At 69.5% G+C, this 23,472-nt stretch carries 19 protein-coding genes; 14 read left to right on the top strand and 5 right to left on the bottom strand.

Features of this window, described 5'->3' with window-relative positions; genetic code table 11:
- Nucleotides 1-7: 7 nt before the first annotated feature.
- Genes ptsP through ribB form a run of 4 tightly spaced genes read right to left on the bottom strand, consistent with a single transcriptional unit; the run spans nucleotide 8 to nucleotide 5,120 of the window.
- A complete protein-coding gene (ptsP, locus tag U1T56_RS17430; RefSeq protein ID WP_418160761.1) occupies nucleotides 8-2,320 on the bottom strand; it encodes a phosphoenolpyruvate--protein phosphotransferase in 2,313 nt (770 codons plus the stop codon).
- Nucleotides 2,317-2,952: a dihydroxyacetone kinase subunit DhaL gene (gene dhaL / locus U1T56_RS17425; protein ID WP_418160760.1), complete on the bottom strand. Its 636-nt coding sequence runs from the start codon at nucleotides 2,950-2,952 to the stop codon at nucleotides 2,317-2,319. The genes ptsP and dhaL overlap by 4 nt, the downstream gene beginning before the upstream one ends.
- A gap of 3 nt (nucleotides 2,953-2,955) precedes the next feature.
- A complete protein-coding gene (gene dhaK, locus U1T56_RS17420; protein WP_418160759.1) occupies nucleotides 2,956-3,957 on the bottom strand; it encodes a dihydroxyacetone kinase subunit DhaK in 1,002 nt (333 codons plus the stop codon).
- Nucleotides 3,958-4,013: 56 nt separating this feature from the next.
- Nucleotides 4,014-5,120 (bottom strand): 3,4-dihydroxy-2-butanone-4-phosphate synthase, encoded by a 1,107-nt coding sequence (gene ribB / locus U1T56_RS17415; protein ID WP_418160758.1) that lies wholly within the window; start codon nucleotides 5,118-5,120, stop codon nucleotides 4,014-4,016.
- Between the two features lie 183 nt (nucleotides 5,121-5,303).
- On the opposite strand from ribB, the gene U1T56_RS17410 reads away from it, so the two are divergent.
- From U1T56_RS17410 to U1T56_RS17400, 3 genes are all read left to right on the top strand, one after another.
- The gene (locus U1T56_RS17410; RefSeq protein WP_418160757.1) at nucleotides 5,304-6,194 is read left to right on the top strand and encodes a LysR substrate-binding domain-containing protein; all 891 of its coding nucleotides are present in this window, start codon (nucleotides 5,304-5,306) and stop codon (nucleotides 6,192-6,194) included.
- A gap of 161 nt (nucleotides 6,195-6,355) precedes the next feature.
- Nucleotides 6,356-7,573 carry a M24 family metallopeptidase gene (locus tag U1T56_RS17405; protein WP_418160756.1) on the top strand — a complete coding sequence of 406 codons (1,218 nt, stop codon included), beginning with the start codon at nucleotides 6,356-6,358 and terminating at the stop codon, nucleotides 7,571-7,573.
- Between the two features lie 70 nt (nucleotides 7,574-7,643).
- Complete coding sequence (locus U1T56_RS17400) at nucleotides 7,644-8,993, top strand: MFS transporter (RefSeq protein WP_418160755.1); 1,350 nt, start codon at nucleotides 7,644-7,646, stop codon at nucleotides 8,991-8,993.
- Nucleotides 8,994-9,102: 109 nt separating this feature from the next.
- Here U1T56_RS17400 and U1T56_RS17395 read toward each other — a convergent pair whose 3' ends face one another.
- Nucleotides 9,103-9,783: an FCD domain-containing protein gene (locus tag U1T56_RS17395; protein ID WP_418160770.1), complete on the bottom strand. Its 681-nt coding sequence runs from the start codon at nucleotides 9,781-9,783 to the stop codon at nucleotides 9,103-9,105.
- A gap of 419 nt (nucleotides 9,784-10,202) precedes the next feature.
- Here U1T56_RS17395 and U1T56_RS17390 point away from each other — a divergent pair, with 419 nt between their 5' ends.
- The 11 genes from U1T56_RS17390 (at nucleotide 10,203) to U1T56_RS17340 (ending at nucleotide 23,470) form a co-directional block, all read left to right on the top strand.
- On the top strand, nucleotides 10,203-11,180 hold the full coding sequence (locus U1T56_RS17390) for an ABC transporter substrate-binding protein (RefSeq protein WP_418160754.1): 978 nt from the start codon (nucleotides 10,203-10,205) through the stop codon (nucleotides 11,178-11,180).
- Nucleotides 11,181-11,251: 71 nt separating this feature from the next.
- The gene (locus U1T56_RS17385) at nucleotides 11,252-12,787 is read left to right on the top strand and encodes a sugar ABC transporter ATP-binding protein (RefSeq protein WP_418160753.1); all 1,536 of its coding nucleotides are present in this window, start codon (nucleotides 11,252-11,254) and stop codon (nucleotides 12,785-12,787) included.
- Nucleotides 12,780-13,772 (top strand): ABC transporter permease, encoded by a 993-nt coding sequence (locus tag U1T56_RS17380; RefSeq protein ID WP_418160752.1) that lies wholly within the window; start codon nucleotides 12,780-12,782, stop codon nucleotides 13,770-13,772. Before U1T56_RS17385 ends, U1T56_RS17380 begins: the two co-directional genes overlap by 8 nt.
- Nucleotides 13,773-13,782: 10 nt before the next feature.
- A complete protein-coding gene (locus tag U1T56_RS17375; RefSeq protein ID WP_418160751.1) occupies nucleotides 13,783-14,766 on the top strand; it encodes an ABC transporter permease in 984 nt (327 codons plus the stop codon).
- 40 nt (nucleotides 14,767-14,806) lie between these two features.
- A complete protein-coding gene (locus U1T56_RS17370; RefSeq protein WP_418160750.1) occupies nucleotides 14,807-15,895 on the top strand; it encodes a mandelate racemase/muconate lactonizing enzyme family protein in 1,089 nt (362 codons plus the stop codon).
- 15 nt (nucleotides 15,896-15,910) lie between these two features.
- Nucleotides 15,911-17,587 carry a GMC family oxidoreductase gene (locus U1T56_RS17365; protein WP_418160749.1) on the top strand — a complete coding sequence of 559 codons (1,677 nt, stop codon included), beginning with the start codon at nucleotides 15,911-15,913 and terminating at the stop codon, nucleotides 17,585-17,587.
- An 88-nt stretch (nucleotides 17,588-17,675) separates the two neighbouring features.
- The gene (gene coxB / locus U1T56_RS17360) at nucleotides 17,676-18,698 is read left to right on the top strand and encodes a cytochrome c oxidase subunit II (protein ID WP_418160748.1); all 1,023 of its coding nucleotides are present in this window, start codon (nucleotides 17,676-17,678) and stop codon (nucleotides 18,696-18,698) included.
- The gene (gene ctaD / locus U1T56_RS17355; RefSeq protein WP_418160747.1) at nucleotides 18,695-21,226 is read left to right on the top strand and encodes a cytochrome c oxidase subunit I; all 2,532 of its coding nucleotides are present in this window, start codon (nucleotides 18,695-18,697) and stop codon (nucleotides 21,224-21,226) included. The genes coxB and ctaD overlap by 4 nt, the downstream gene beginning before the upstream one ends.
- Nucleotides 21,227-21,231: 5 nt before the next feature.
- The gene (locus U1T56_RS17350) at nucleotides 21,232-21,615 is read left to right on the top strand and encodes a hypothetical protein (RefSeq protein ID WP_418160746.1); all 384 of its coding nucleotides are present in this window, start codon (nucleotides 21,232-21,234) and stop codon (nucleotides 21,613-21,615) included.
- Entirely contained in the window at nucleotides 21,612-22,283 is a 672-nt protein-coding gene (locus U1T56_RS17345) for a cytochrome c oxidase assembly protein (RefSeq protein ID WP_418160745.1), read from the top strand. Before U1T56_RS17350 ends, U1T56_RS17345 begins: the two co-directional genes overlap by 4 nt.
- On the top strand, nucleotides 22,274-23,470 hold the full coding sequence (locus tag U1T56_RS17340; RefSeq protein ID WP_418160744.1) for a c-type cytochrome: 1,197 nt from the start codon (nucleotides 22,274-22,276) through the stop codon (nucleotides 23,468-23,470). Before U1T56_RS17345 ends, U1T56_RS17340 begins: the two co-directional genes overlap by 10 nt.
- Nucleotides 23,471-23,472 lie beyond the last annotated feature (2 nt).

The following is a 23,472-nucleotide window of genomic DNA, read 5'->3' as shown; positions in this document are numbered from 1 at the left end:
CCGCGGATCAGAGCCGGCGCAGCGCCTCGGCGACGCGCGGGATCGCCGTAGCACCCATGCTCAGCCGCTCGATCCCCTGCCCGACCAGGGCGCAGGCGGCATCCGGGTCGCCGGCAGCCTCGCCGCAGACGGAAGCGGGCCGGCCGGCACGGGCGACGCGGCGGACGAGGTCGAGCACGGCGGGGTGCGTCGCGTCGGCGAAGCGGCCGAGCGCCGGGTGGCCGCGCTCGGCCGCGAGCACGTACTGGGTGAGGTCGTTGGTGCCGATGGAGAAGAAGTCGGCGACGGGAACGAAGCGCTCGATCAGGAGCGCCGCCGCCGGCACCTCGACCATGATGCCGACCGGCACCGGCCAGAGATGGGGGATGCCCTCGAGCGACCGGTGTGCCTCCTCCAGAACGGCGCGGGCGGCCGCGACCTCGTCGGGGTCGGTGACCATGGGCAGCAGGAGGCGGAGGTCGTGGCCGTGCCCGGCCCGCAGGACGGCGCGGAGCTGGGTCCGGAACAGGGGCTCGCGGGCGAGGCTCAGGCGCAGGCCCCGCAAGCCGAGATAGGGGTTCGCCTCGGGTGCCAGGCCCATATAGGGGATCGGCTTGTCGCCACCCGCATCCAGCGTCCGCACGACTACCGGCCGGCCGGCGAAGGGGACGAGGATGGCGGCAAGAGCGGCGACCTGCTCCTCCTCGCCGGGCGGGTCGCGCCGGTCGAGGAACAGCATCTCGGTACGCAAAAGGCCGATGCCGAAAGCACCGGTCCGGCGCGCCGCCTCGGCCTCGGCCCGGCCCGAGACGTTGGCCCAGAGCTGAACCGTGCGGCCGTCCGCGAGCGTCACCACGCCGCCGGGGACCGGGGTGGCCGTGCGGGTCACGGCCTCGAGGCGGGCCGCGATGGCGGCGCGGGTCGCCGGGTCGGGGTCCAGCCAGACCGCGCCGGTGCCGCCGTCGATCGCCACGAGGCCGGTGGCGTCTGCGGGTACCTGCGCCGCAGCGCCGGCCACGGCGGGGATGCCGGCGGCGCGGAGCAGGATGGCGGCGTGCGAAGTCGGGCCACCCTGCCGGTCGATCACGCCCAGCACCTGTGCCGGGTCGAGGGCGGCAGCGAGCGAGGGGGGCAGATCGTCGGCCAGGAGGATGCAGCGCCCCTCGGGGAGGCGGAGAGCGCCGAGAGCGCCTGCCAGCTCGCGCTGCACCGCGGCGACGGCGTCGCGCAAGTCGGCCTCGCGGGCGCGGAGATAGGAGTCGGGCTGCTCGCGGAAGACGGCGGCTGCCTCGTCGGCCGCTCGGGCCAGAGCCGTGGCGGCGCCGAGCCCCGTCTCGACCAGCGCCACGGCACGCATCGCCAGCGCAGGATCGGCGAGGAGCGCTGCCTGGACGGCCAGAAACTCGCCGGCGCGGCCGGACTGCGCCGCGGTCTCCAGGCGCTCGCGCACGGTGGCGAGCGCCGCCCCCAGCCGGCGCCGCTCGGCGGCGGGGTCGGCGGGGGGCGCTTCGGGTTCGGGCACGGGCGGCGGGGCGAGCCGGACGAGCGGCCCGAGCGCCACACCGGGCGAGACTGGGATGGCGCGGCCTTCCGTTTGGGGCGGCGTCGGCGCCGCTTCCGTGTCGCCCGTGAAGGTGGCGACGAGATCCGCTATGGCCCGGGCGGCAGCCGGGTCGCCCGCCCGGATGCGCAGGCGATGGCCTTGGGCGGCGCCGAGCGAGAGCAGCGCCACGAGGCTGCCGGCCGAGACCGGACCGCGGCCGTTGTCGAGGTTCTCGACCGTGACACCTCCGCCGAGCCGGCTGGCGAGCGCCGCCAGGCGCGCGGCCGGCCGGGCGTGGAGCCCGTGCGGGTCGGGGATCGTGGCCTCGGCGTCGACGGCCCCCGTCGGCTCGGCGGCGGCGGGCCGGCCCGGCTCGGTCTCGCCGAGCTGCTGGTGCTTGGGCTCGAGCGCCGCCTTCGCTTCGGCCGCGACCGTGGCCCGGTCGGCGCCGCCCATGGCCGCGACCGCGGCGGCGACAGCGCCCTCGACGAAGGGGGCCGGGCACAAGGTCACGCGGGCGCGGGCCGCTTCGTCGAGGAAATCCAGCGCCATCTCGGCCGAGAGGAGGGCGCTGCCGAGGTCCATGAGCACGACCGTGCCGGCCGGGCCGTCGGTCTCGCCCAGCGCCTCGACGATACGCAGGGTGTCGGTGCCGAACCCTTCCCCGCTCTCGCCCACCCCGGCGGCGCAGCGGATCGCGACCGCGTCGCCGGTCATCTGCCGGGCGAGCGCTGCCGTCGCCTCGGCGAGCGCCCGGCTGTGCGAGACCAGGACGAGCGCTACCCGCTCCCGGCTCATGATCGAGCCGCGGTCTCGGCCAGGGCCTGGAGCAGGAGATGGCTCGAGGTGGCGCCCGGGTCCTGGTGGCCGGCGCTGCGCTCACCGAGATAGCTCGCCCGACCCTTGCGCGCGACCAGCGGGACCGTGGCCGCCATGCCCTCCCTCGCGGCCTCGGCCGAAGCCGCGAGCGCTGCCGCGAGCGGCTGATCGCGGCGAGCATCCAGCGCGCGCACGGCAGGATCGAGCGCGTCGACCATCGTCTTGTCGCCGACGGCAGCCTTGCCGCGCTGGACGATGCCGGCGAGCCCTGCGGCGAGGCAGTCGGCCCAGTCGGCGGTGCTCAGGCTCGGCTTGCCCGTGGCCTTGCCCGCGGCCTGCAGGAGGAGCGTGGCATAGAGCGGGCCGCTGGCGCCGCCCACGGTCGAGAGCAGCACCATGGCGGCCGCCTTCAGCACGGCGGCCGGATCGGCGGGCTGCTCGGCCGCGAGCTTCGCGCGCACGGCAGCGAAGCCTCTCGCCATGTTGACGCCGTGGTCGCCGTCGCCGATGGGGCGGTCGAGCTCGCTCAAGTTTGCCTTCTCGGCTTCGAGCCGGTCGGCGGCGAGAGCGAGCCAGGCCAGGATCGCGTCACGGTCGAGCGCTTCCCGCATGGCTCAGGCCCCCCAGCGCAGCGCCGGTGTCACGACCGGGGCGTCCCAGAGGCGGATCATCTCGTCGTCGAGGCGGAGCAGCGTGATCGAGGCCCCGGCCATCTCGAGGCTGGTGACGTAGGAGCCGACCAGCCGGCGCTCGACCTCGAGCCCGTGCGCGGCCGCGATCTCGGCGGCCTTGCGGTAGAGAGCGTAGAGCTCGATCAGGGGCGTGCCGCCCATGCCGTTCACGAACAGGAGCACCCGGTCGTCGCGCTCGAACGGCAGGTCCTCGATGATCGGTCCCAGCAGAAGCTCGGCGATGCGATCCGCGGGCTCGAGCTTGACCCGCTCGCGGCCCGGCTCGCCGTGGATGCCGATGCCGAGCTCCATCTCGTCCTCGGCGAGCGCGAAGGAGGGCTTGCCGGCGTGGGGCACGGTGCAGGCCGTGAGCGCCACCCCCATCGAGCGGCCGTTGGCGACGACGCGGCGGCACAAGCCCGCGACCTCGGCGAGGCCCATGCCGGCTTCGGCGGCCGCACCGCCGATCTTCTCGACCGCGAGCGTGAGGCCGACACCGCGGCGGCCGGCGGTGTAGAGGCTGTCCTTCACCGCGACGTCGTCGTCGACGAGCACGTTCTCGACCTCGATCCCCTCGGCGCGCAGGAGGTCGGCCGCCATGTCGAAGTTCATGACGTCGCCGGTGTAGTTCTTGACGATCTGGACGATGCCGGCCCCGCCGTGGATCGCCTTGCCCGCCTCCAGCATCTGATCGGGTGTCGGGCTCGTGAACACCGCCCCCGGGCAGGCGGCGGCCAGCATGCCGCGACCGACGAAGCCGCCGTGCAGCGGCTCGTGGCCACTGCCGCCGCCGGAAAGGAGGGCGACCTTGCCCGAGACGGGCGCGTCGGCGCGAACGATGTAGCGCGGGCACAGGCTGATCCGGACGAGGTCCGGATGAGCGGCTGCCAGCCCTTCCACGGCCTCGTCGACCAGCGCTTCCGGGTCGTTGATGATCTTCTTCACGCGCTCGCCTCCCTTGCCCTTCTCTTCGGAGTGGCCCGTGCCAGGGGCGCTTCAGCTCATTCGTCGACCCGGATCGTGCGGGTGATCTCGATGCCGAAGCCGCCTAAGCCCACATAGTGCTGCTCGCGCGTGGCGAGGAGCGCGATCGAGCGCACGCCGATCTGGCGCAGGATCTGGGCACCCACGCCGATTTCGCGCCAGCGCTGGATGCGCTGGCGGGCGCTGCCGTGGGTTTCTCCCTCCCTGTCCTCGATGCCGTCGGCGCCCAGCTCCTCGGCCACGGGATTGCGCACGAGCACGAGCACGCCACGACCCAGCTCCCTGAACCTATCCAGCGCCACCTCGAGCCAGGTCCGGCTCTGGCTCATGCGCGCGACCAGGTCCGAGACCGGATGCTCGCGATGGATGCGGCACGGCACGTCCTTGCCGTCGAAGACGTCGCCCACGATCACCACGACGTGGTGCATGGCGTCGAACGGCGTGCGGTAGGCCTGGATCGTCACCGGCAGGCCGCCGATCGCCACCTCCTTCTCGCCGACGAGGTCGATGAACTTCTCGGTGCGGATGCGGTACTGGATCAGGTCCTCGATGGTGACGATCTTGAGCCCGTGCACGCGCGCGAACTCGAGGAGCTGGGGCAGGCGCTTGACCGTACCGTCGTCGTTGACCACCTCGGCGAGGACGCCCACGGGCTCGAGCCGGGCGAGGCGGGCGAGGTCGGCCGCGGCCTCGGTGTGGCCGGAGCGGGTGAGGACACCGCCCGGCCGGGCGATGAGCGGGAACATGTGCCCCGGCCGGATGAAGTCCGAACCGTCGCAATTGTCGTTGGCGAGCGCTCTGGCCGTGTTGGCGCGCTCCTCGGCCGAGATGCCGGTGGTCATGCCGACCTTGTAGTCGACGCTGACGGTGAACGCCGTGCGCAACGGGTCGAGATTGTTCGCGACCATGGGCTGGAGATTGAGCCGTGCCGCCCGCTCCGGCAGCATCGGCACACAGAGAATGCCGCTGGTGTGGCGGATCATGAAGGCGATCTTCTCGGGCGTGGCCTTCGAGGCCGCCATGATCAGGTCACCTTCGTTCTCGCGATCCGTGTCGTCCACGACCACGACGAGCTCGCCCTTCGCGATCGCCTCGATCGCCTCCGGGATCGTGTTCAGCTCCATCCTCGGCTCTCTTCCATCTGCCAACCGGCCGGTGCCCGCTGTTACCAGCATCAGGAGGAGCCGTCGACACGGGAGCGTCGCCGGCCCGTGCAGCGCCGCGATGCAATGGCGGGATGCTACCGCACGTCCCCGGTATCGCCTACTCTGCGAACCGTTTTCCCGCACGACTTGCCGGCGGCGCTCATGCTCACCCTGCAGATGGATCTCTTACGGACCTTCGCGACGGTCGCGGATCTCGCGAGCTTCACGCGTGCGGGCGATCTGCTCGGGCGCACGCAGCCCGCCATCAGCCTGCAGATCAAGAAGCTCGAGGAACTCGTGCAGGCGCCGCTCTTCGAGCGCGACACGCGCCAACTCCGCCTGACGCCCAAGGGCGAGATCCTGGCCCTCTACGCCCGCCAGATCCTCTGCCTGCACGACGAGGCCGTGGCGCGGCTGCGTGCGCCCGAGATCAAAGGATCGGTGCACATTGGCATTCCCAACGATTTCGCCGTCGTCCTGCTGCCCGAGGTCCTGGGCGAGTTCGCCGCGGCCAATGCCAGGGTCATGGTGAACGTGAGCTGCGATATCAGCGCAGCGCTTCTGCAGGGGCTCGAGCGGGGCACCTTCGATCTCGTCGTCGCCATGACCGCGGAGCCCGCACCTCTGCCGGCCGCCAAGCTCTGGCCCGAGCGCCTCGCCTGGGTGGGCTCGCCCGAGAGGTGCCCCGAAACTCTCCGGCCGCTGCCGCTCGTCGTCTATCCCGAGGGCTGCACCTACCGCGCCCGGATGACCCGAGCGCTCACCAAGGCCGGCATTCCCTGGCGCATCGCCTGCACGACGCCGAGCCTCGCCGGGCTGCAGGCCGCCGTCCAGGCCGGGCTGGGCGTCACCGTGCTCTCGACCCACACCATCCCGCAGGGCCTGCGCGTGCTGGGGCCGGAGACCGGGTTCCCCGGCCTTCCCGACGTGACGATCGGGCTCTACTACGATCGGGACCGTCTCTCCGAGGCGGCCTCCAGCCTGATCAACTTCCTGATCCGGCGTCTCGACGAAAGCTGTCGAATACCAGCCGAGAAGCCGTCAAGTCTCTGATGAGAACTGCTCATTAGCCGCGCTAATGAGCAGATTTGCACAACTCATTTCGCGAAAGCGATCCGTACGGTTACAAGCGCGAGCCAACACCACCCCGTGCAGGCTCTCTCCACCCGCCACGTCGCAGCGGGCCGCCGTGCCGGGTGAAGCGGAGGCTCGATATGCGCGAGAGAATCAAGCAGATCCACAACGGCGAGAAGGTGCGCCCCACCTTCTCGCGCGAGGAGTACGCGCGCCGCGTCGCTAACTTGCGCCGGCACATGGCGGAGGCCGGCATCGACGCGGTGCTGCTCACCTCGATCCACAACATCGACTATTTCAGCGACTTCCTCTACTGCTCGTTCGGCCGTGCCTATGGCCTCGTCGTCACCCAGGACCGGCACGTCACGATCTCGGCCAATATCGACGGCGGCCAGCCCTGGCGGCGCAGCTTCGAGGACAACATCGTCTACACCGACTGGCAGCGCGACAACTACGTCCACGCCATCAAGACCGTGCTCGAGACGGCGGGGGTCCGTCGCGGCCGTCTCGGGGTCGAGTTCGACCATCTCAGCCTCGAGCGGGCGGACCAGATCCGGGATGCGCTGCCGCTGTTCGAGCTGGTCGACGTCGGCAAGGCCACCATGCGCCAGCGTATGGTGAAGTCGGCCGAGGAGATCGCGCTCATCCGGCACGGTGCCCGGATCGCCGATATCGGTGGTGCGGCCTGTGTGGAAGCCCTGCACGAGGGCGTGCCGGAGTACGAGGTGGCGCTGCACGCGACCGGTGCCATGGTGCGCGAGATCGCCGCCACCTTCCCCGATGCCGAGCTGATGGACACCTGGACCTGGTTCCAGTCCGGCATCAACACCGACGGCGCCCACAACCCCGTCACCTCGCGGAGGGTGCAGAAGGGCGACATCCTCTCGCTCAACTGCTTCCCGATGATCGCGGGCTACTACGCCGCGCTCGAGCGCACCCTGTTCCTCGATCACGCTTCGGATGCGCATCTGCGCTATTGGGAGGTCAACTGCGAGGTCCACCGCCGCGGTCTCCAGCTCATCAGGCCGGGGGCGCGCTGCTGCGACATCGCCACCGAGCTCAACGAGATGTACCGCTCCTGGGATCTCCTGCAGTACCGCTCCTTCGGCTACGGCCACAGCTTCGGCGTGCTCTGCCACTATTACGGCCGCGAGGCGGGGCTGGAACTGCGCGAGGACATCGAGACCGTGCTCGAGCCCGGCATGGTGGTGTCGATGGAGCCGATGATCATGATCCCGGAGGGCCAGCCGGGTGCCGGCGGCTATCGCGAGCACGACATCCTGATCGTGACCGAGAACGGGGCCGAGAACATCACCAGGTTCCCCTTCGGCCCCGAGCACAACATCATCGGGAAGTAGCGGCGGGCCGAACCCAGGGAGCACGGCCGTCCCGTGCTCTCCGACAGCGCAGAATCAGGGAGCTGATCACATGACCGCCAGGACCGCATCCGCCGCGACGCTCGACTACGCGTCCCCGCCCGCCACCCCGGCGACCAGCGTCTCGGCTACGGACCGGGAGGAGCTGCGCAAGGTCGCCACGGCGAGCTTCATCGGCAACTTCGTCGAGTGGTTCGACTACGCATCCTACGGCTATCTCGCGACGGTGATCGCCGTGGTGTTCTTCCCCGAGGTAGCGCCCACGGCCGCACTCCTCGCCACCTTCGCGGTGTTCGCGATCTCGTTCGTCATCCGCCCGATCGGCGGGATCGTCTGGGGCCATCTCGGCGACCGGATCGGCCGGCGCACGACCCTCTCGCTCTCGATCCTGATCATGTCGGGCGCCACTTTCGCCATCGCCTTCCTGCCGTCCTACGCGCAGGTCGGCCTGTGGGCGCCCGTGCTCCTGCTTCTGGTCCGCGTCGTCCAGGGCTTCTCGGCCTCGGGCGAGTATGCCGGCGCTTCCGCCTTCATCGCCGAATACGCGCCCACCGGACAGCGCGGCTTCTATACCAGCCTCGTCCCGGCGAGCACGGCAGCGGGGCTGCTGTTCGGCTCGCTTTTGACGGCGGTGCTGTTCACAATCTTGAGCGACGCGCAGATGCAGAGCTGGGGCTGGCGTCTGCCGTTCCTCCTGGCAGCGCCTCTGGGCCTGATCGGCCGCTACATCCGCGTGCGGCTCGAGGACACGCCGAAGTTCAAGGAACTCGCGGCGGAGCACCATCTGGCCGAGGCACCACTGCGCGAGATGCTGGTCGGGCACAAGGCGAAGCTCGCCATCGCGCTGGGCGTCACCTGCCTGAACGCGGTCGGCTTCTATCTCATCCTCAGCTACATGCCCACCTATCTCGCGACCGAGATGGGCATGGGCCGGACCAAGTCGTTCGTCGCGACGACGGTGGCGCTCGCCTCCTATATCGGCCTGATCTTCCTCATGGGTCGGCTGTCCGACCGCTACGGACGCAAGACCATGCTGGTCGCCGCCTCGATCCTGTTCGCGGTCCTGACCGTACCCCTGTTCTCACTCCTCGGCAGTTCGGGCTTTTTCGGCATCGTCCTGATCCAGATCGCCTTCGGGGCGCTCTTGACCATGAACGACGGCACGCTCGCCTGCTTCCTGTCCGAGCTGTTCCCGACGCGAGTGCGCTACAGCGGTTTCGCGCTCAGCTTCAACCTCGCCAACGCGCTGTTCGGCGGCACGGCTCCCTTCGTCGCCACCTGGCTCATCGGTGTCACCGGCAGCAAGCTCGCCCCGGCCTGGTACCTCGTCATCGCCGCTCTCGTCGCCCTCGCCGCGATGCTGGCAAGTCGCGAGACCGCCGGCCGGCCGCTCGAGGATTGAGCCTACACGATCCTCCGATGCCACGGCAGGAGGCCGTCGGAACGACCGGCGGCCTCGCTGCGTTTCGGTGGCGCGGAGAGACGAGCGCCCCCGCTGCCGGACGGCGCCGTCAGATCGTCGTTTCCCGGCCGGCCAAGGCGCCGCGGACGAGCTCCCAGGCAACCTGGAGATGGCGACGCAAGGCGGCTTCGGCCTCGTCGGGGTCGCGCGCGAGGATGGCCTCGAAGATCGCGCAGTGGCCGACATGGTTGAGCCGGTCGATGTCCGGCGAACAGGTGAGCCTGCGCCAATAGCCCATCAACCACTGCACATAGGCCTTGTGGAGCGCCGGAAAGATCGGGTTGCGCGCGATCCGGTAGAGGACGCCGTGGAACGCGACGTCCGTGGCATAGAACGCATCGGGCTGGCCTATGGCGGCGTGATTGGCCTCGAGCGCGGCGCGCAGCTCCTCGATGTCCTCGCGGCGGGCGCTCACCGCGGCCTGCCGGACCAGCGCGGCCTCGACCAGCACCCGGCTCTCGAACAGGTTGTGGATCCCGCTCTCGTCGGTCAGGAGATGGCCGACGAGCCGGCCGATCGCATCGACGGCACCCTCATAGCTCGGCGGGCGGACGATCGGGCGGCAGCCCGAGCGGGTGACGAGAAGGCCGCGATGGGCGAGGCTCGCGATCGCCTCGCGCACGACACTCCGGCCCACGCCGAAGCGGCGCATCAGGTGGCGCTCGGGCGGCAGGCGCTGGCCATTGGCGAGCTCGCCGGCGATGATCATGGCGGCGAGCCGTTCCGCGATCGGCTCGGACCGGCGGCCGTGAGGAGGGCGTGCCTCCTTCCCGCTGCAGCGCCGATTCCTATTGCTCGCAGACCCGTCCGTCCTCCTCCCTACCGAATCCAGCATCCCGGCACCTTGAGCACGCGGGCGTTCGGCATGTCACGCCCTGAGTGCGAAGTGTAGCCATACCAGAATCGAACGGAAAGACATTTTGGTATGACCATACTTTCATTGCCTTGGCAGAACCTGTCGCTACGACGGGAGAAGCGATGGTTGGTCGAGTATCATAACACGATGGGATTGACACTCGGAGCGACATGTCGTAGCGGAGCACATAGGATTTGGTCATACCAGAACATCACCCGACGCTCCGACGATCGGCGATAGGGTGGGTCTTGCACGCGGGTCGAGATCGGTCCGTGCAACAGGGAGACTGAACGATGCTGAGGCGCACGTTGTTGGGTCTGGCGGCGGGTGCCGCGTGCCTGGCGCTCGGGGTCGGCGCCGGCTTCGCGGCCGAGCTGCCCAAGCTCGAGCAGAAAGCGAAGTACAAGGTCGGCTTCGCCCAGACCGAGAGCAACAACCCGTGGCGCATCGCCCAGACCGAGAGCATGAAGGCCGAGGCGGAGAAGCTGGGCTATCAGCTCGTCTACACCGATGCCGCCGGCTCGGCCGCCAAGCAGGTGGCCGACGTGAACTCGATGATCGCGCAGAAGGTCGATCTGATCTTCCTCGCCCCGCGCGAGGAGAAGCCGCTGATCCCGGCGGTAATGGCGGCGAAGAAGGCCGGCATCCCGGTGATCCTGCTCGATCGCAACGTCGACCAGAAGCTCGCCCAGGCCGGCAAGGACTACGTCACCTTCATCGGCTCGGACTTCGTCGACGAAGGCCGGCGCGCTGCCGAGTGGCTGATCGGGGCGACGAACGGCAAGGCCAAAATCATCCAGCTTGAGGGTACCACGGGCTCCTCGCCGGCGAATGATCGCAGGAAGGGCTTCGAGGAGGCGCTCAAGAGCCATCCCGGCATGGAGATCGTGGCGAGCCAGTCCGGCGACTTCGCGCGCGACAAGGGCCGGCAGGTGGCCGAGACCCTGCTGCAGGCCCATCCCGACGCGACCGCGATCTACGCCCACAACGACGAGATGGCGATGGGTGCGATCGCCGCCATCGAGGCCGCGGGCAAGGTGCCGGGCAAGGACATCGTCCTCGTCTCGATCGACGGCACGCGCGACGCGCTCCAGGCGATCATCGACGGCAAGCTCGGTGCCACCGTCGAGTGCAACCCGCGCTTCGGACCCAAGGCGTTCGCGACCATGGCGGCCTATGCCAAGGGCGAGAAGATTCCGGCCTGGGTGAAGAACGACGACAAGTTCTTCGACGCGAGCAACGCCAGGGAAGAGATCGCGAACGCCTACTGAGCCTTCTCGATCGAGAGCACCGCCTCGAAGGCGAGGCGGTGCTGCGCCCGCGAGCTTCGGGAGGGCCGAGGATGGGCCAGCCCCCTCTTCTGTCGATGCGGGACATCGACAAGTACTTCGCCGGTGTCCAGGCCCTGGCCCGCGCCTCGCTCGAGGTCGGCCGAGGCGAGGTCCACGGCCTGATCGGCCAGAACGGCGCCGGCAAGTCGACCATGATCAAGATCCTCACGGGCTACGTCCACCGTGACGGCGGCGAGATCCTGTTCGACGGGAACCTCGTGAGCTTCGCTTCGCCGCAAGAGGCGCAAGCGAACGGCATCGCCACGATCTATCAGGAGATCAATCTCGTCCCCTACCGCTCGGTGACCGAGAACATCTGCCTCGGCCGCGAGCGGCGGCGCATGGGCCTGCTCGACTGGCGCGCCATGCACCGCGAGGCGAAAGAGCTCCTGGCCCGCTTCGGGATCGCGATCGACGTCCGCCGGCCGCTCTCGAGCTTCAACACCGCGACGCAGCAGATGGTGGCGATCGCGCGCGCCATCGGCTTCGACGCCAGGCTCGTCATCATGGACGAGCCCACCTCCTCGCTCCATGACCAGGAGGTCGAAGTCCTGTTCGAGGTGATCCGCCAGCTCAAGGCGGCAGGTGTGTCGGTGATCTTCGTCAGCCACAAGCTCGACGAGCTCTACGCCGTCTGCGACCGGGTGACGATCATGCGCGACGGCCGCACGGTGAAGGTCGCGGACATGCGCGACCTCACCAAGCTCGACCTCGTCACCACCATGCTCGGCCGGGCAGTGGCGCAGGCTGCGGGCCGGCAGGCACGGACGGGCTCGGCGGACGCTTCGGGCGAGAAGCTGCTCGAGGTCGAGCATCTCGCCCTCGGGCGCCGGGTGCGGGATGTGGATCTCGAGGTGCGCGCGGGCGAGATCGTGGGCCTCGCCGGGCTCTTGGGCTCCGGCCGCTCGGAGACGGCGCAGGTCGTGTTCGGTGCCTTGAAGCCCGAAGCAGGCGAGATCCGGGTCAAGGGTGCGCCGGCCGCGTTCGCCGAGCCCGCGGATGCGATCCGGGCCGGCATCGGCTTTTGCTCGGAGGACCGGAAATACGAGGGCATCGTGCCCGAAATGTCGGTGCGCGAGAACCTCACCCTCGCTCTTCTGCCGCATCTCGCCAAGGCCGGCGTGGTCGACGAGGCCCGTCAGCGCGAGATCGTGGACCGCTTCATCGCGCGGCTCGGCATCAAGTGCGCGAGCCCGGAGCAGAAGATCAGGGAACTCTCGGGCGGCAACCAGCAGAAGGTGCTGCTCGCCCGCTGGCTGTGCATGAACCCGAAGCTCCTCCTGCTCGACGAGCCCACCCGTGGCATCGATGTCGGCGCCAAGGCCGAAATCTTGGGGCTCGTGCGCGAGCTCGCGGCGGAGGGCCTGGGCGTTCTTCTGATCTCCTCCGAGCTCGAGGAGCTGACCCAGAGCTCGGATCGGATCTTCGTTCTGCGTGACGGACGCACCGTGGCCGAGCTCGCGGGCGAGGCGATCGCCGAGCCCGCGATCATGCACGCCATGGCGCACGGCGAAGCCGTTCGCCAGGAGGAGGCCGCCCATGGCTGAGGCCCTGCGCCTGCGCGCGCCTGCGCCCAGAACCGAAGCGCTCGGGCTGTTGCGCCGCTACGGCGCCGTCACCGCACTCGCCCTCCTCGTCCTGTTCAATCTCGCCTTCACGCCCAACTTCGCGACGCTGCAGACCTTGAACGTCAACCTCACCCAGGTCTGCACCATCGTCATCGTCGCGGTCGGCATGACGCTCGTGATCGCGACGGGCGGGATCGATCTCTCGGTCGGCTCGCTGATGGCGATCGCAGGGGCACTTGCGCCTTTGATCTTCCTGGGCAAGCTCCTGCCTCTGCCCCACCCGCTCGTCGGCATAGCACTCGCCTTCGTGATTCCGATCCTGGTCAGCGGTGCTTTCGGCTGGTTCAACGGCTGGCTGATCACCCGCTTTCGTATCCAGCCCATCGTCGGCACGCTGGTCCTGTTCATCGCCGGCCGCGGCATCGCCCAGGTGCTGACCAACGGCAATCTGCAGGTGTTCAAGGTCCCGGAGTTCCAGTTCATCGGCCTGGGGCGGATGCTCGGCATCCCGTTCCAGGCGATCTTGATGCTCGTGATCGTGGGTCTCGCCACCTGGGCCTTGCGCCGCACCGTGTTCGGGCGCGAGATCCTGGCCGTGGGCGGCAACGAGCGGGCGGCGCGCCTCTCGGGCATTCCGGTCGGCCGGGTCAAGCGCCGGGTCTATCTCATCAGCGGGCTCTGCGCCGGACTCGCCGGGCTCATCGTGATCGCGATCAACTCGGCTGCCGATGCCAATCTGATCGGCCTCGGCATGGAGCTGGATGCCATCGCCGCGGTGGCGGTCGGCGGCACGCTGCTCACGGGCGGCAGCGCCACCGTGCTGGGCACGCTCTTAGGTGCCCTCATCATCCAGCTCGTCCGCTACACGCTGCTCGCCAACGGCGTGCCGGACGCGGCAGCGCTCGTCGTCAAGGCCGGGATCATCGTGCTCGCGGTCTGGCTGCAGCGCCAGGGCCGGGCCTGAGGAGACGCCGATGCGCACTACCCCGCTCGCGAGCGCCATCCCGGCCCAGCTCGGCAAGCACGGCGTGCTGCTGGCGCTGGCACTTCTGATCCTGTTCGGCTGGCTGCGCTACGACAATTTCCTCGGCAGCTACAACGTGCTGAGCCTGCTCCGCTACAACAGCATGTTCGCACTCGTAGCACTCGGCATGTGCTTCGTCATCATGACGGGCGGGATCGACCTTTCGGTCGGCTCGACCGCAGCGCTCGGCAGCGTCGTCGCAGCACTGCTCAGCCCTTATGGCGCTATCCCCGGTCTTCTGGGCGGCATGGCTGCAGGATCCGTCATCGGGCTTCTCAACGGCCTGATCGTCACCCGCCTCGGCATCCTTCCCTTCATCACCACGCTCGCCACCATGCTGGCCGCGAGCGGCACCGCGCTCCTGCTCGCCGACAACCAGTCGGTCTCGGTCTCCTACGAGACCGCCTTCACCGATCTCGGCCAGGGCGACTTCCTGGGCTTTCCGATCCCGGCCTGGATCGCACTCGTCGCCTATCTCGCGGGCTCGCTGATCCTGAACTTCACCGCCTTCGGCCGGCACGTGCTCGCCGTCGGCGGCGGCGAGGATGCGGCCCGGCTCATGGGTCTGCCGGTCGACCGGGTGAAGCTCGTGGTCTATGCCGCGAGCGGCACGCTGGCGGGCCTCGCCGGCGTCATCCTGGCGGCCCAGTTCGGCGCCGGGCAGCCGATCGAAGGGGTGGGGTGGGAGCTGTTCGCGATTGCCTCCGTCGTGGTCGGCGGCACGCTGCTCACGGGCGGCTTGGGCTCGGTAGGCGCCACGCTCGCGGGCGTGCTGCTCTTGGGCCTCATCTTCAACATCCTGAACTTCGAGAACGGCCTAGGGTGGATCAGCCTCTCCGCCTACTGGCAGTCCGTGATCCGCGGCGCCTTCCTGCTCCTGGTCGTGATCCTCCAGGCCAAGCTCACCGCACGCGAGGACGAAGCTCCGGCTTGAAGGCCGCCCCGCCCTCGCCACACGACTTCGAGGAACCACCATGCCGAAGATCACGAGCCTCGAGCCGGGCTTCTACCGCATTCCGCTGCCGGAGCTTCTGACCGACAGCATGCACGGCGAGATGCGTGCCTTCGAGCTCAACACCGTCCGCGTGCGCGATGCGGAGGGTGCAGAGGGTGTCGGCTACACCTTCACGGTGGGACGCAACGGCGCCGCCATCGACGCCACGCTCGCCCGCGAGTTCCCCGAACTCGTCGTGGGCGAGGACGCCGATCTCATCGAACGTCTGTGGCAAAAGCTCTGGTGGGCGCTCCATTATGGCGGCCGCGGCGGCCCCACCGTGCTGGCACTTTCGGCCTTCGACATAGCGCTCTGGGACCTGAAGGCGAAGCGTGCGGAGCTGCCCTTGTGGAAGCTCCTGGGCGGGCACGACCCACGTGTGCCGTGCTACGCAGGCGGGATCGACCTTCTCCTCCCGCTCGACGCGCTGCTGCGCCAGACCGACGCCAACCTCGAGCGCGGCTTTCGCGCCATCAAGATGAAGGTGGGAAGAAGGCGGCTCGCCGAGGACGTCGAGCGTGTCGCCGCCATACGCGAGCATTTGGGCGACGGCTTCCCGCTCATGGTCGACGCCAACATGAAATGGACCGTGGACGAGGCGATCCGGGCTGCGCGCGCCTTCCAGCGCTTCGATCCGGTCTGGCTCGAGGAGCCGATCGTCCCGGACGACGTGGCGGGCCATGCGCGCGTGGTCAAGGAGGGCGGCCTGCCGATCGCGGCCGGCGAGAATCTGCGCACGGTCTGGGAGTTCAAGCAGCTCATCGCCACGGGCGGCGTCACCTACCCCGAGCCCGACGTGACGAACTGCGGCGGTATTACCGCCTTCATGAAGATCGCCCACCTCGCCGAGGCGTTCGGCCTGCCGGTGACGACGCACGGCGCCCACGACGTCACCGTGCACTGCCTCGCCGCCGTGCCGAACCGCTCCTACCTCGAGGCGCACGGCTTCGGCCTCGACCGCTACATCGCGGAACCCCTGCGCATCGAGGACGGCTTCGCCATCGCCCCCGACCGCCCCGGCCACGGCATCGCCTTCGACTGGAAGGGGCTCGAGAAGGTTCGCACCTGATCCGGCTTGAGACAGATGACCGAACGTTTCGATTACATCGTCGTCGGCGGCGGTGCCGCCGGCTGCGTCGTCGCTGCGAAGCTGGTCCAAGAAGGGGGCGCGCGCGTCCTCCTCCTCGAGGCCGGGCACTCGCACCGCCACCCGCTCCTCGACATGCCGCCCGGCATCTTCAAGATGATCAACGGCAGCAAGTTCATGCGGTATCATCAGACGGTGCCGCAGGAGCATCTCGCAGGCCGCGTCCACGATATCCCGCAAGGCCACGTGCTGGGCGGCGGCACGTCGGTCAACGCGCAGGTCTACATGCGTGGCCGGCCGTCGGACTACGACGAGTGGCACGAGCACTTACGTGGCGACAACGACTATCCCGGCTGGCGCTGGGCCGACGTGCTGCCGCATTTTCGCGGCATGGAAGGCAATGGCCGGCTCTACGACGAGCGGCACGGCATCGACGGTCCGCTCCTCGTCTCCGATCCCGGCCACATCAACGACGTCTCGCGCTGGTTCGTCCAGAGCGTCCAGGCCTTGGGCGAGCCCTACAACCACGACTTCAACGGGCCGGCGCAGCGCGGTGTCGGCTTCTACCAGTTCATGAACCGGCACGGGCGGCGCAGCAGCGCCGCTTACGCCTTCCTCGCGCCGCTCGAGGGTAACCCGAACCTCACCATCCGCCTGAACGCCCCGGTGCGCCGGATCGAGATCGAGCAGGGCCGGGCGGTCGGCGTCACCTGGCGCGACAAGGCCGGCGCCGAGCGGAAGGCCTTCGCCGACGGCGAGGTGATCGTGGCCGCGGGTGCTCTCGTCTCGCCGCAGCTTCTCATGCTCTCCGGCATCGGCCCGGCCGATCACCTGCGGCTGCACGGCATCCCGTGCGTCGTCGATCTTCCCGGCGTGGGCGAGAACCTGATCGACCATCCCGAGGTGCCGATCGTCGCCATGGCGAGCGGACCTTACGGCTACTACAGGCAGGGTGTCGGCTGGCGGATGATCCGAAACGGCCTGCAGTTCAAGCTGTTCGGCACCGGCCCCATCCTCTCGGCCGGCGTGGAGGCGGGCGCTTTCGTCAACCCGACCGACCCCGAGGCCCCGCCCACGATCCAGGCCTTCTGCGTGCCGATCGTCTATCTCGACCGCGATACGTTGGGCCTCGTCGAGGACACTTACGGCCTCACCGTCACGACGGTCGTGGTGAAGCCGAAATCGCGCGGCTTCGTGCGCCTGCGCTCGGCCAACCCCGACGACATGCCGCTGGTCTCGCCCAACCTCCTGAAGGACCCGGCCGACGCCGAGGCCATGATCGAGGGGCAGCGCTTCTTCCTGCGCGCCTTTCAGACCAGGCCGCTTGCGGACCGGGTGAAGCGCATCGCCATCCCCGATCCGGACGATCTCAGCGACGAGGCGATCCTGAAGCACTGCCGGCGCTTCGTGAAGACGAACTACCATCCGAGCGGCACCTGCCGGATGGGTGCTGTCGGCGACCCTCTGGCCGTGCTCGATTCCCGGATGCGGGTGCGCGGCATCGAGGGCTTGCGGGTGTGCGATCTCTCGGCGATGCCGAACATCAACGCCGGCAACACGGCCGCACCCGCGATGATGCTCGGCAGCCGGTGCGCCGAGTTCGTCCTGGGCAAAGCGATGGTGTCCCGGCCGGCGCCGGAGCAGCCGGCTACCGTCGGGCTCCACGGCGCGTAAGCGCCCGCTCTTCGGCACCTTCGGCTGGCCGGCACGTTATAGTCCGGTCAGGATCCCCCCATCCGGCGCCGCGGGGTATCGGAGCGGCATGAAGTATGGGCAGCCATTCCCGGCCGCAGGCCAGGCCTTCCGACCGCCCGGTCGGCACATCTTCGCTTTATGGCTGCTCGTGGCGGCCGGCGGCTGCAGCGGCAGCCAGTCGGCGCTCGACCCGGCCGGTCGTGAGGCCGGGGACATCGCCTTCCTGTTCTGGACCATGGTGGCCGGCGGCGGCGTCTTGTGGGCGGCCGTGGCCGGCATCGCGGTCTATGCCACACGTCTGCGTCCGGCCGAGCACCCCGAATGGGTCGGCCGGGGGCTGATCCTGGGCGGTGGCGTGGCGCTGCCGCTCCTCGTTCTCACCGGCCTGCTCGTGCCGGGGCTCGCCATGCTCCCGAGCCTGCGCACGCCGGGCGGTCCGCTCCGGATCGCGGTCTCGGGCGAGCAGTGGTGGTGGCGCGTCGCCTATCATCGTCCGGGCGGGGAGCCCGTCGCGAGCGCCAACGAGATCAGGCTGCCGCGCGGAGAGCAGGTCGAGCTCGTGCTGACGAGCCCCGACGTGATCCATTCCTTCTGGATCCCGTCCCTCGCCGGCAAGGTCGACATGATCCCCGGCCGCACCAACCGCCTCGTTCTCGAGCCGACCCGCACCGGTACGTTCCGTGGTGCTTGTGCCGAGTTCTGCGGCACTGCGCACGCGCTGATGGCATTCGCGGTCGTGGTCGTGGAGCCTGCCGAATTCGATGCCTGGCTCGATCGCGAAGCCGCGCCGGCGGCGGCACCGTCCGAGGGGCCCGCCGCGCGCGGTGCGGAGCTGTTCGACCAGCTCGGCTGCGGCGGCTGCCACACCATCCGCGGCACGCGTGCGCAAGGGATCATCGGCCCCGACCTCACCCACATCGCGAGCCGCCGGAGCCTCGGCGCCGGCATCCTGCCGAACGATCACGCGAGCCTCGTTCGCTGGATCGCCGCCACTTCCGAGGTCAAGCCCGAGGTGCGGATGCCCGCCTTCGGGATGCTGCCGGCGGCCGAGCTCGAGGCGCTAGCATCCTATCTCGGGAGTCTGCGGTGAACGCGCCCGAGCGGATCCCGAGCCCGTTCACCGAGGAGGAGCAGCGGCTCCAGGAGGAGCGGCTGCGCGAGACCTGGCGGGCTCCTGCGGGCTGGCGCTACTGGAGCGAGGTCAACAACACCGAGGTCGGCGTCTGGTACACCGCGACCGCGTTCTTCTTCTTCCTGTTCGCCGGTATCCTCGCTCTTCTCGTCCGCATCCAGCTCGCGGTACCCGACAACGAATTCGTCTCGGCCACGACCTACAACCAGCTCTACACGCTGCACGGCACGGTGATGATGTTCCTCTTCGCCGTGCCGGTGTTCGAGGCGTTCTCGATCCTGATCCTGCCGGCGATCCTGGGTGCCCGCGACCTGCCCTTCCCGCGCCTTTCGGCCTATGGTTACTGGTGCTTTCTCATCGGCGGCGTGTTCGTCGCGGGCTCGATCTTCTTCGATGCGGCACCGCAGGCCGGCTGGTTCATGTACCCGCCGCTCACGACCGACACCGAGCAGACCGGCATCGGCGCCGACATCTGGCTCTTAGGCCTCAGCTTCATCGAGGTCGCCTCGATCGCGGCCGCGGTCGAGCTCATCGTCGGTGTCCTCAAATGCCGCCCGCCCGGCATGCGGATCAACCTGATCCCGCTCTATGGCTGGTACATCCTCGTGGTCGCCGGGATGATCCTGTTCGCCTTCCCGCCGCTCCTCGCGGGCGACCTGCTGTTCGAGCTCGAGCGCCTGGCCGACTGGCCGTTCTTCGATCCGAGGCGCGGCGGCGACCCGCTGCTCTGGCAGCATCTGTTCTGGATCTTCGGCCATCCCGAGGTCTACATCATCTTCCTGCCTTCGATCGCGCTCATGGCGATGATCGTGCCGACCTTCGCGCAGCGGCCGATCTTCGGCTATTCCTGGATCGTGCTGGCCGCGATGGGCACGGGCTTCTTGAGCTTCGGCCTCTGGGTCCATCACATGTTCGCGGTGGGCCTGCCTTCCATCAGCCAAGCCTTCTTCTCGGCCGCCTCCGAAGCGGTGGTGATCCCCACGGGTGTCCAGATCTTCGTCTTCATTGCCACCCTCCTTCTCGGCCGCGTCGTGCCGTCCGTGCCGATGCTGTTCGCCTCGGGTGCTCTTGCCATCTTCGTGATCGGCGGGCTCACCGGGGTCATGGTGGCGCTGGCCCCGTTCGACTGGCAGGCGCACGACACCTACTTCGTCGTCGCCCATCTGCACTATGTCCTGATCGGGGGAATGCTGTTCCCGGTCGTGGCCGGCATCTACTACTACTTCCCGCTCGTCGGCAGCCGGAAGCTCTCCGAGAAGCTCGGCCAATGGGCATTCTGGCTGATGTTCGTGGGCTTCAACATCGCCTTCCTGCCGATGCATCTTACCGGGCTCCGCGGCATGCCGCGGCGCGTGTTCACCTATCCCGCAGGGCTGGGCTTAAACTGGCTCAATCTCGTCTCCACGGTCGGCGCCTTCGTCTTCGCGGCCGGTGTGCTCCTCGTCGTCTCCGACGTCCTGCGCCCCAAGCGCCGTGCGCCGTCGGTCGAGCGCAACCCCTGGAACGCCGGTACGCTCGAATGGGCGGCAACGATTCTGCCCGAATCCTGGGGTATTCGCTCGGTGCCGGTGATCACGTCACGCTACCCGCTCTGGGAGCAGCCGAGCTTCCTCGAGCAGATGGACACGGGCGCCTTTTACCTGCCCGACGCCGAGGAGCAGCGGCGCGAGACGATCATCACCTCCACCCTCGATGCCGAGCCGATCCAGTGCCTGCGCCTCGCCGGCCCGACCTGGGTGACGCTCTGGGCAGCCTTGTTCACGGGCGGGGTGTTCGTCTTCCCCACCTTCCACCTCTACGGGCCGGCGCTCGGCTGCGCCGTGCTCGCGCTCGTCGCGATCCTCTGGTGGCTCTGGAACGGCTCGGCCGAGATCCCGGAGAAGCCCGAGAAAGACGTGGGCCTCGGCCTCGTGCTGCCGCTCTATCTCTCGGGTCCGCGGTCCTGCGGCTGGTGGGCGATGTTCATCACCATGGTGGGCGACGCCACGGCGTTCGCGAGCCTCGTCTTCGGCTATTTCTTCTTCTGGACCGTCCGGAGCGACTTTCCGCCCGGAAGCGGCGCCGGGCCCGGCCTGCTCTGGCCGACGCTCGCGACCTTGACCCTCCTCCTCGCCTGGGCTCTGACCTGGCAGGCACGGCGCCGCCATGGCGCCAAGGGTCCCTCGGGCCTGCGGCGTGCGCTCTGGCTCGCCGCGGCTGCGACCGCGCTGGGCGGTGCGGGGCTCCTCCTCGGCCCCTGGCTGCACGGGCTCGATCCCACCGCCCACGCCTATCCGGCCACGGTCTGGGTGATCCTGATCTGGACGGCTCTCCATGCCGGGCTCGGCCTCGTCATGCAGCTCTACGGCATCGCCCGGAGCTGGGCCGGCCGGCTCACACCCGAGCACGACATCGACATGTGGAACGTCTCGCTCTACTGGCACTTCCTCGGCGCCACCGTGCTCGTCGCTTACGCGGTGACGGCCCTGTTCCCGCTCGTGGCCTGACGCCGATGCCGGCCACCCAGTTCTGGCACGAGCGCGGCTTATGGCTTCTCACCGCCGGCCCCGCCATCTGGGCCGTGCATTTCCTCGCCTCCTATGTCGGTGCTGCGGTCTACTGCGCCAAATGGGCGACGGCGACGGCGGCGCTCGACCCGATCCAGCGCTATGTCGCGGTGCTCACGGCTATGGCACTCCTCGGCATTCTGGGGCTGGGCTGGAACGCCTACCGGCGCTGGTATCATGCCGGCGATCCCGAACCGCCGCACGATGCGGCGACGCTCGCCGACCGCCGCCGCTTCCTGGGCTTCGCGGCGTTGCTCTTGTGCGGCCTCAGCTTCGTCGCGACCATCTACACCGCCCTCGCGGCACTGCTCGCGGCGAGCTGCCGATGAGCGGCATGCGGACGGTCCTGCTCCTGCTCTCGGGCCTTGCGGCCCTCGCGGCTGCCTGGATGCCGCTCGTGGACACCCTCCTGCCCGGCCCCTTCACCGCGCACATGGCGAGCCACATGCTCGTGGTCGCCGTGGCCGCCCCGCTCCTCGCCGCAGCGCTCGCGCGCACGATACCACGGTTGGGCCTGCGCCTGGCGGCCTGGTGCCCGCCCGTGCCGGCCTCGCTTCTGGAGCTCCTCGTCGTCTGGGGCTGGCACGCGCCGGCCTTGCACGAAGCAGCACGGATGGACGGCGCCGTCCGGCTCGCCGAGCAGGCATCCTTCTTCGTGGCCGGGTTCTGGCTCTGGGCAACCACGCTCGCCCGCGATCCGTCCGGGCGGCTGGCACGGGGGCCGGAGGGCATCCTGGCGCTGCTGCTCACCGCCACGCACATGACGCTCCTGGGCGTGCTGCTGGCGCTGGCACCGCGGCCTCTCTTCGCGCACGACCACGGCTCCCCGGCGGGCCCGGTACTCCTTGCCGATCAGGAGCTGGGCGGGGTCGTCATGCTCACCATGGGCGGCATCGCCTATCTCGCGGGTGGGCTCGTGCTCCTGGCCGAGCTGCTGCGAGCACCGCCCGAGCGCGGCTTCGAGCGCCGCGAGCAGCGGGAAGGCCGATGCGCATAGGCTGGAAGCATCTGGTCGGATTCGCGATCCTCCTGGCGCTCGGCGGGTTCCTGGTCGCCTGGTCGGGGCTGGTCTCGGTGGCAGCGAGCAGCGGGCACTGGCCACCCGTGGCCTGGTTTCTCCATTTCACCATGCGCCAGGCGGTCGATACGCAGAGCATGGGCATCGAGCCGCCGGCGGGGCTGGACGATCCCCATCGGGTGGCACTGGGAGCGGCCCACTTCGCCAGCGGCTGTGCGCCCTGCCACGGCGCTCCGGGCGAGCCGCAGTCGCCGATAGCGCTCGAGATGACGCCGCACCCGCCATCGCTGCCGCCCAAGATTCCGAGTTGGGAGCCGCGGCACCTGTTCTGGATCGTGCAGCACGGGGTGAAATTCAGCGGCATGCCGGCCTGGGCGACGCAGGCCCGGCCCGACGAGGTCTGGTCGGTCGTGGCCTTCCTCCTGCGGCTGCCGGAGCTCGATGCTGTCGGCTACCGGCACCTCGCTTACGGCCTCGAGGCGGCCGGGTCGGCGGATGCCGGCGAGGCCGGTCTCGCCGATCTCGGGGAGGGGCCGATCGCGCTCGTGCTCGCGAACTGCGCCCGCTGCCACGGCCGCGACGGTGCCGACACCGCCGGAGCCGGCATCCCGCTGATCGGTGGCCAGAACGAGCCCTATCTCGCCGCCACCTTGCGCGCCTACGCCGAGCGGCACCGTGCCAGCGGCATCATGCAGCCGCTGGCACGAGCGCTCGACGACGAGGCGATCGCAAGGCTGGCCCGCCATTACGCCTCCCGGTCCAGGCCGACGCAGCACGATCGTCCGCCCGCAGAACAGGGGCTGCTCCGGCACGGCGAAACACTAGCGCGCAGCGGCCGCCCGGAGCAGGGCATCCCGCCCTGCACGAGCTGCCACGGCCCGCCGGCGCGCTATCCCCATTACCCGGAGATCGCCGGCCAGGATGCCGGCTATATCGAGCGCCAGCTCGAGCTGTTCCGCAGCGGCACGCGCGGCGGGACGCCCTTCGCGCATCTCATGCTGGGCTTCGCCAGCCGCCTCACCGAGGCCGACATCCGGGCGGCCGCCGCGTTCTATGCCCGGATGCCGCCCGGCACCCGCGTTTCCGAGGACGAACCCCGGCCGATGACCCCGGCGACGGCCTTCGCCCCCAGCGGCACGTCTGCCATCCTCCCTCCTCGGCCATAGGC

Source organism: Benzoatithermus flavus (assembly GCF_037908215.1).
Lineage (GTDB): Bacteria > Pseudomonadota > Alphaproteobacteria > Geminicoccales > Geminicoccaceae > Benzoatithermus > Benzoatithermus flavus.
This window is presented reverse-complemented; position numbering and strand designations above follow the sequence as displayed.

What these genes read in the sequence shown, in the direction of transcription:
- ptsP (WP_418160761.1), bottom strand. Translation starts at nt 2,320, where the DNA reads ATGAGCCGGGAGCGGGTAGCGCTCGTCCTGGTCTCGCACAGCCGGGCG.
- dhaL (WP_418160760.1), bottom strand. Translation starts at nt 2,952, where the DNA reads ATGCGGGAAGCGCTCGACCGTGACGCGATCCTGGCCTGGCTCGCTCTC.
- ribB (WP_418160758.1), bottom strand. Translation starts at nt 5,120, where the DNA reads ATGGAGCTGAACACGATCCCGGAGGCGATCGAGGCGATCGCGAAGGGC.
- U1T56_RS17410 (WP_418160757.1), top strand. Translation starts at nt 5,304, where the DNA reads ATGCTCACCCTGCAGATGGATCTCTTACGGACCTTCGCGACGGTCGCG.
- U1T56_RS17405 (WP_418160756.1), top strand. Translation starts at nt 6,356, where the DNA reads ATGCGCGAGAGAATCAAGCAGATCCACAACGGCGAGAAGGTGCGCCCC.
- U1T56_RS17400 (WP_418160755.1), top strand. Translation starts at nt 7,644, where the DNA reads ATGACCGCCAGGACCGCATCCGCCGCGACGCTCGACTACGCGTCCCCG.
- U1T56_RS17390 (WP_418160754.1), top strand. Translation starts at nt 10,203, where the DNA reads ATGCTGAGGCGCACGTTGTTGGGTCTGGCGGCGGGTGCCGCGTGCCTG.
- U1T56_RS17385 (WP_418160753.1), top strand. Translation starts at nt 11,252, where the DNA reads ATGGGCCAGCCCCCTCTTCTGTCGATGCGGGACATCGACAAGTACTTC.
- U1T56_RS17380 (WP_418160752.1), top strand. Translation starts at nt 12,780, where the DNA reads ATGGCTGAGGCCCTGCGCCTGCGCGCGCCTGCGCCCAGAACCGAAGCG.
- U1T56_RS17375 (WP_418160751.1), top strand. Translation starts at nt 13,783, where the DNA reads ATGCGCACTACCCCGCTCGCGAGCGCCATCCCGGCCCAGCTCGGCAAG.
- U1T56_RS17370 (WP_418160750.1), top strand. Translation starts at nt 14,807, where the DNA reads ATGCCGAAGATCACGAGCCTCGAGCCGGGCTTCTACCGCATTCCGCTG.
- U1T56_RS17365 (WP_418160749.1), top strand. Translation starts at nt 15,911, where the DNA reads ATGACCGAACGTTTCGATTACATCGTCGTCGGCGGCGGTGCCGCCGGC.
- coxB (WP_418160748.1), top strand. Translation starts at nt 17,676, where the DNA reads ATGAAGTATGGGCAGCCATTCCCGGCCGCAGGCCAGGCCTTCCGACCG.
- U1T56_RS17350 (WP_418160746.1), top strand. Translation starts at nt 21,232, where the DNA reads ATGCCGGCCACCCAGTTCTGGCACGAGCGCGGCTTATGGCTTCTCACC.
- U1T56_RS17345 (WP_418160745.1), top strand. Translation starts at nt 21,612, where the DNA reads ATGAGCGGCATGCGGACGGTCCTGCTCCTGCTCTCGGGCCTTGCGGCC.
- U1T56_RS17340 (WP_418160744.1), top strand. Translation starts at nt 22,274, where the DNA reads ATGCGCATAGGCTGGAAGCATCTGGTCGGATTCGCGATCCTCCTGGCG.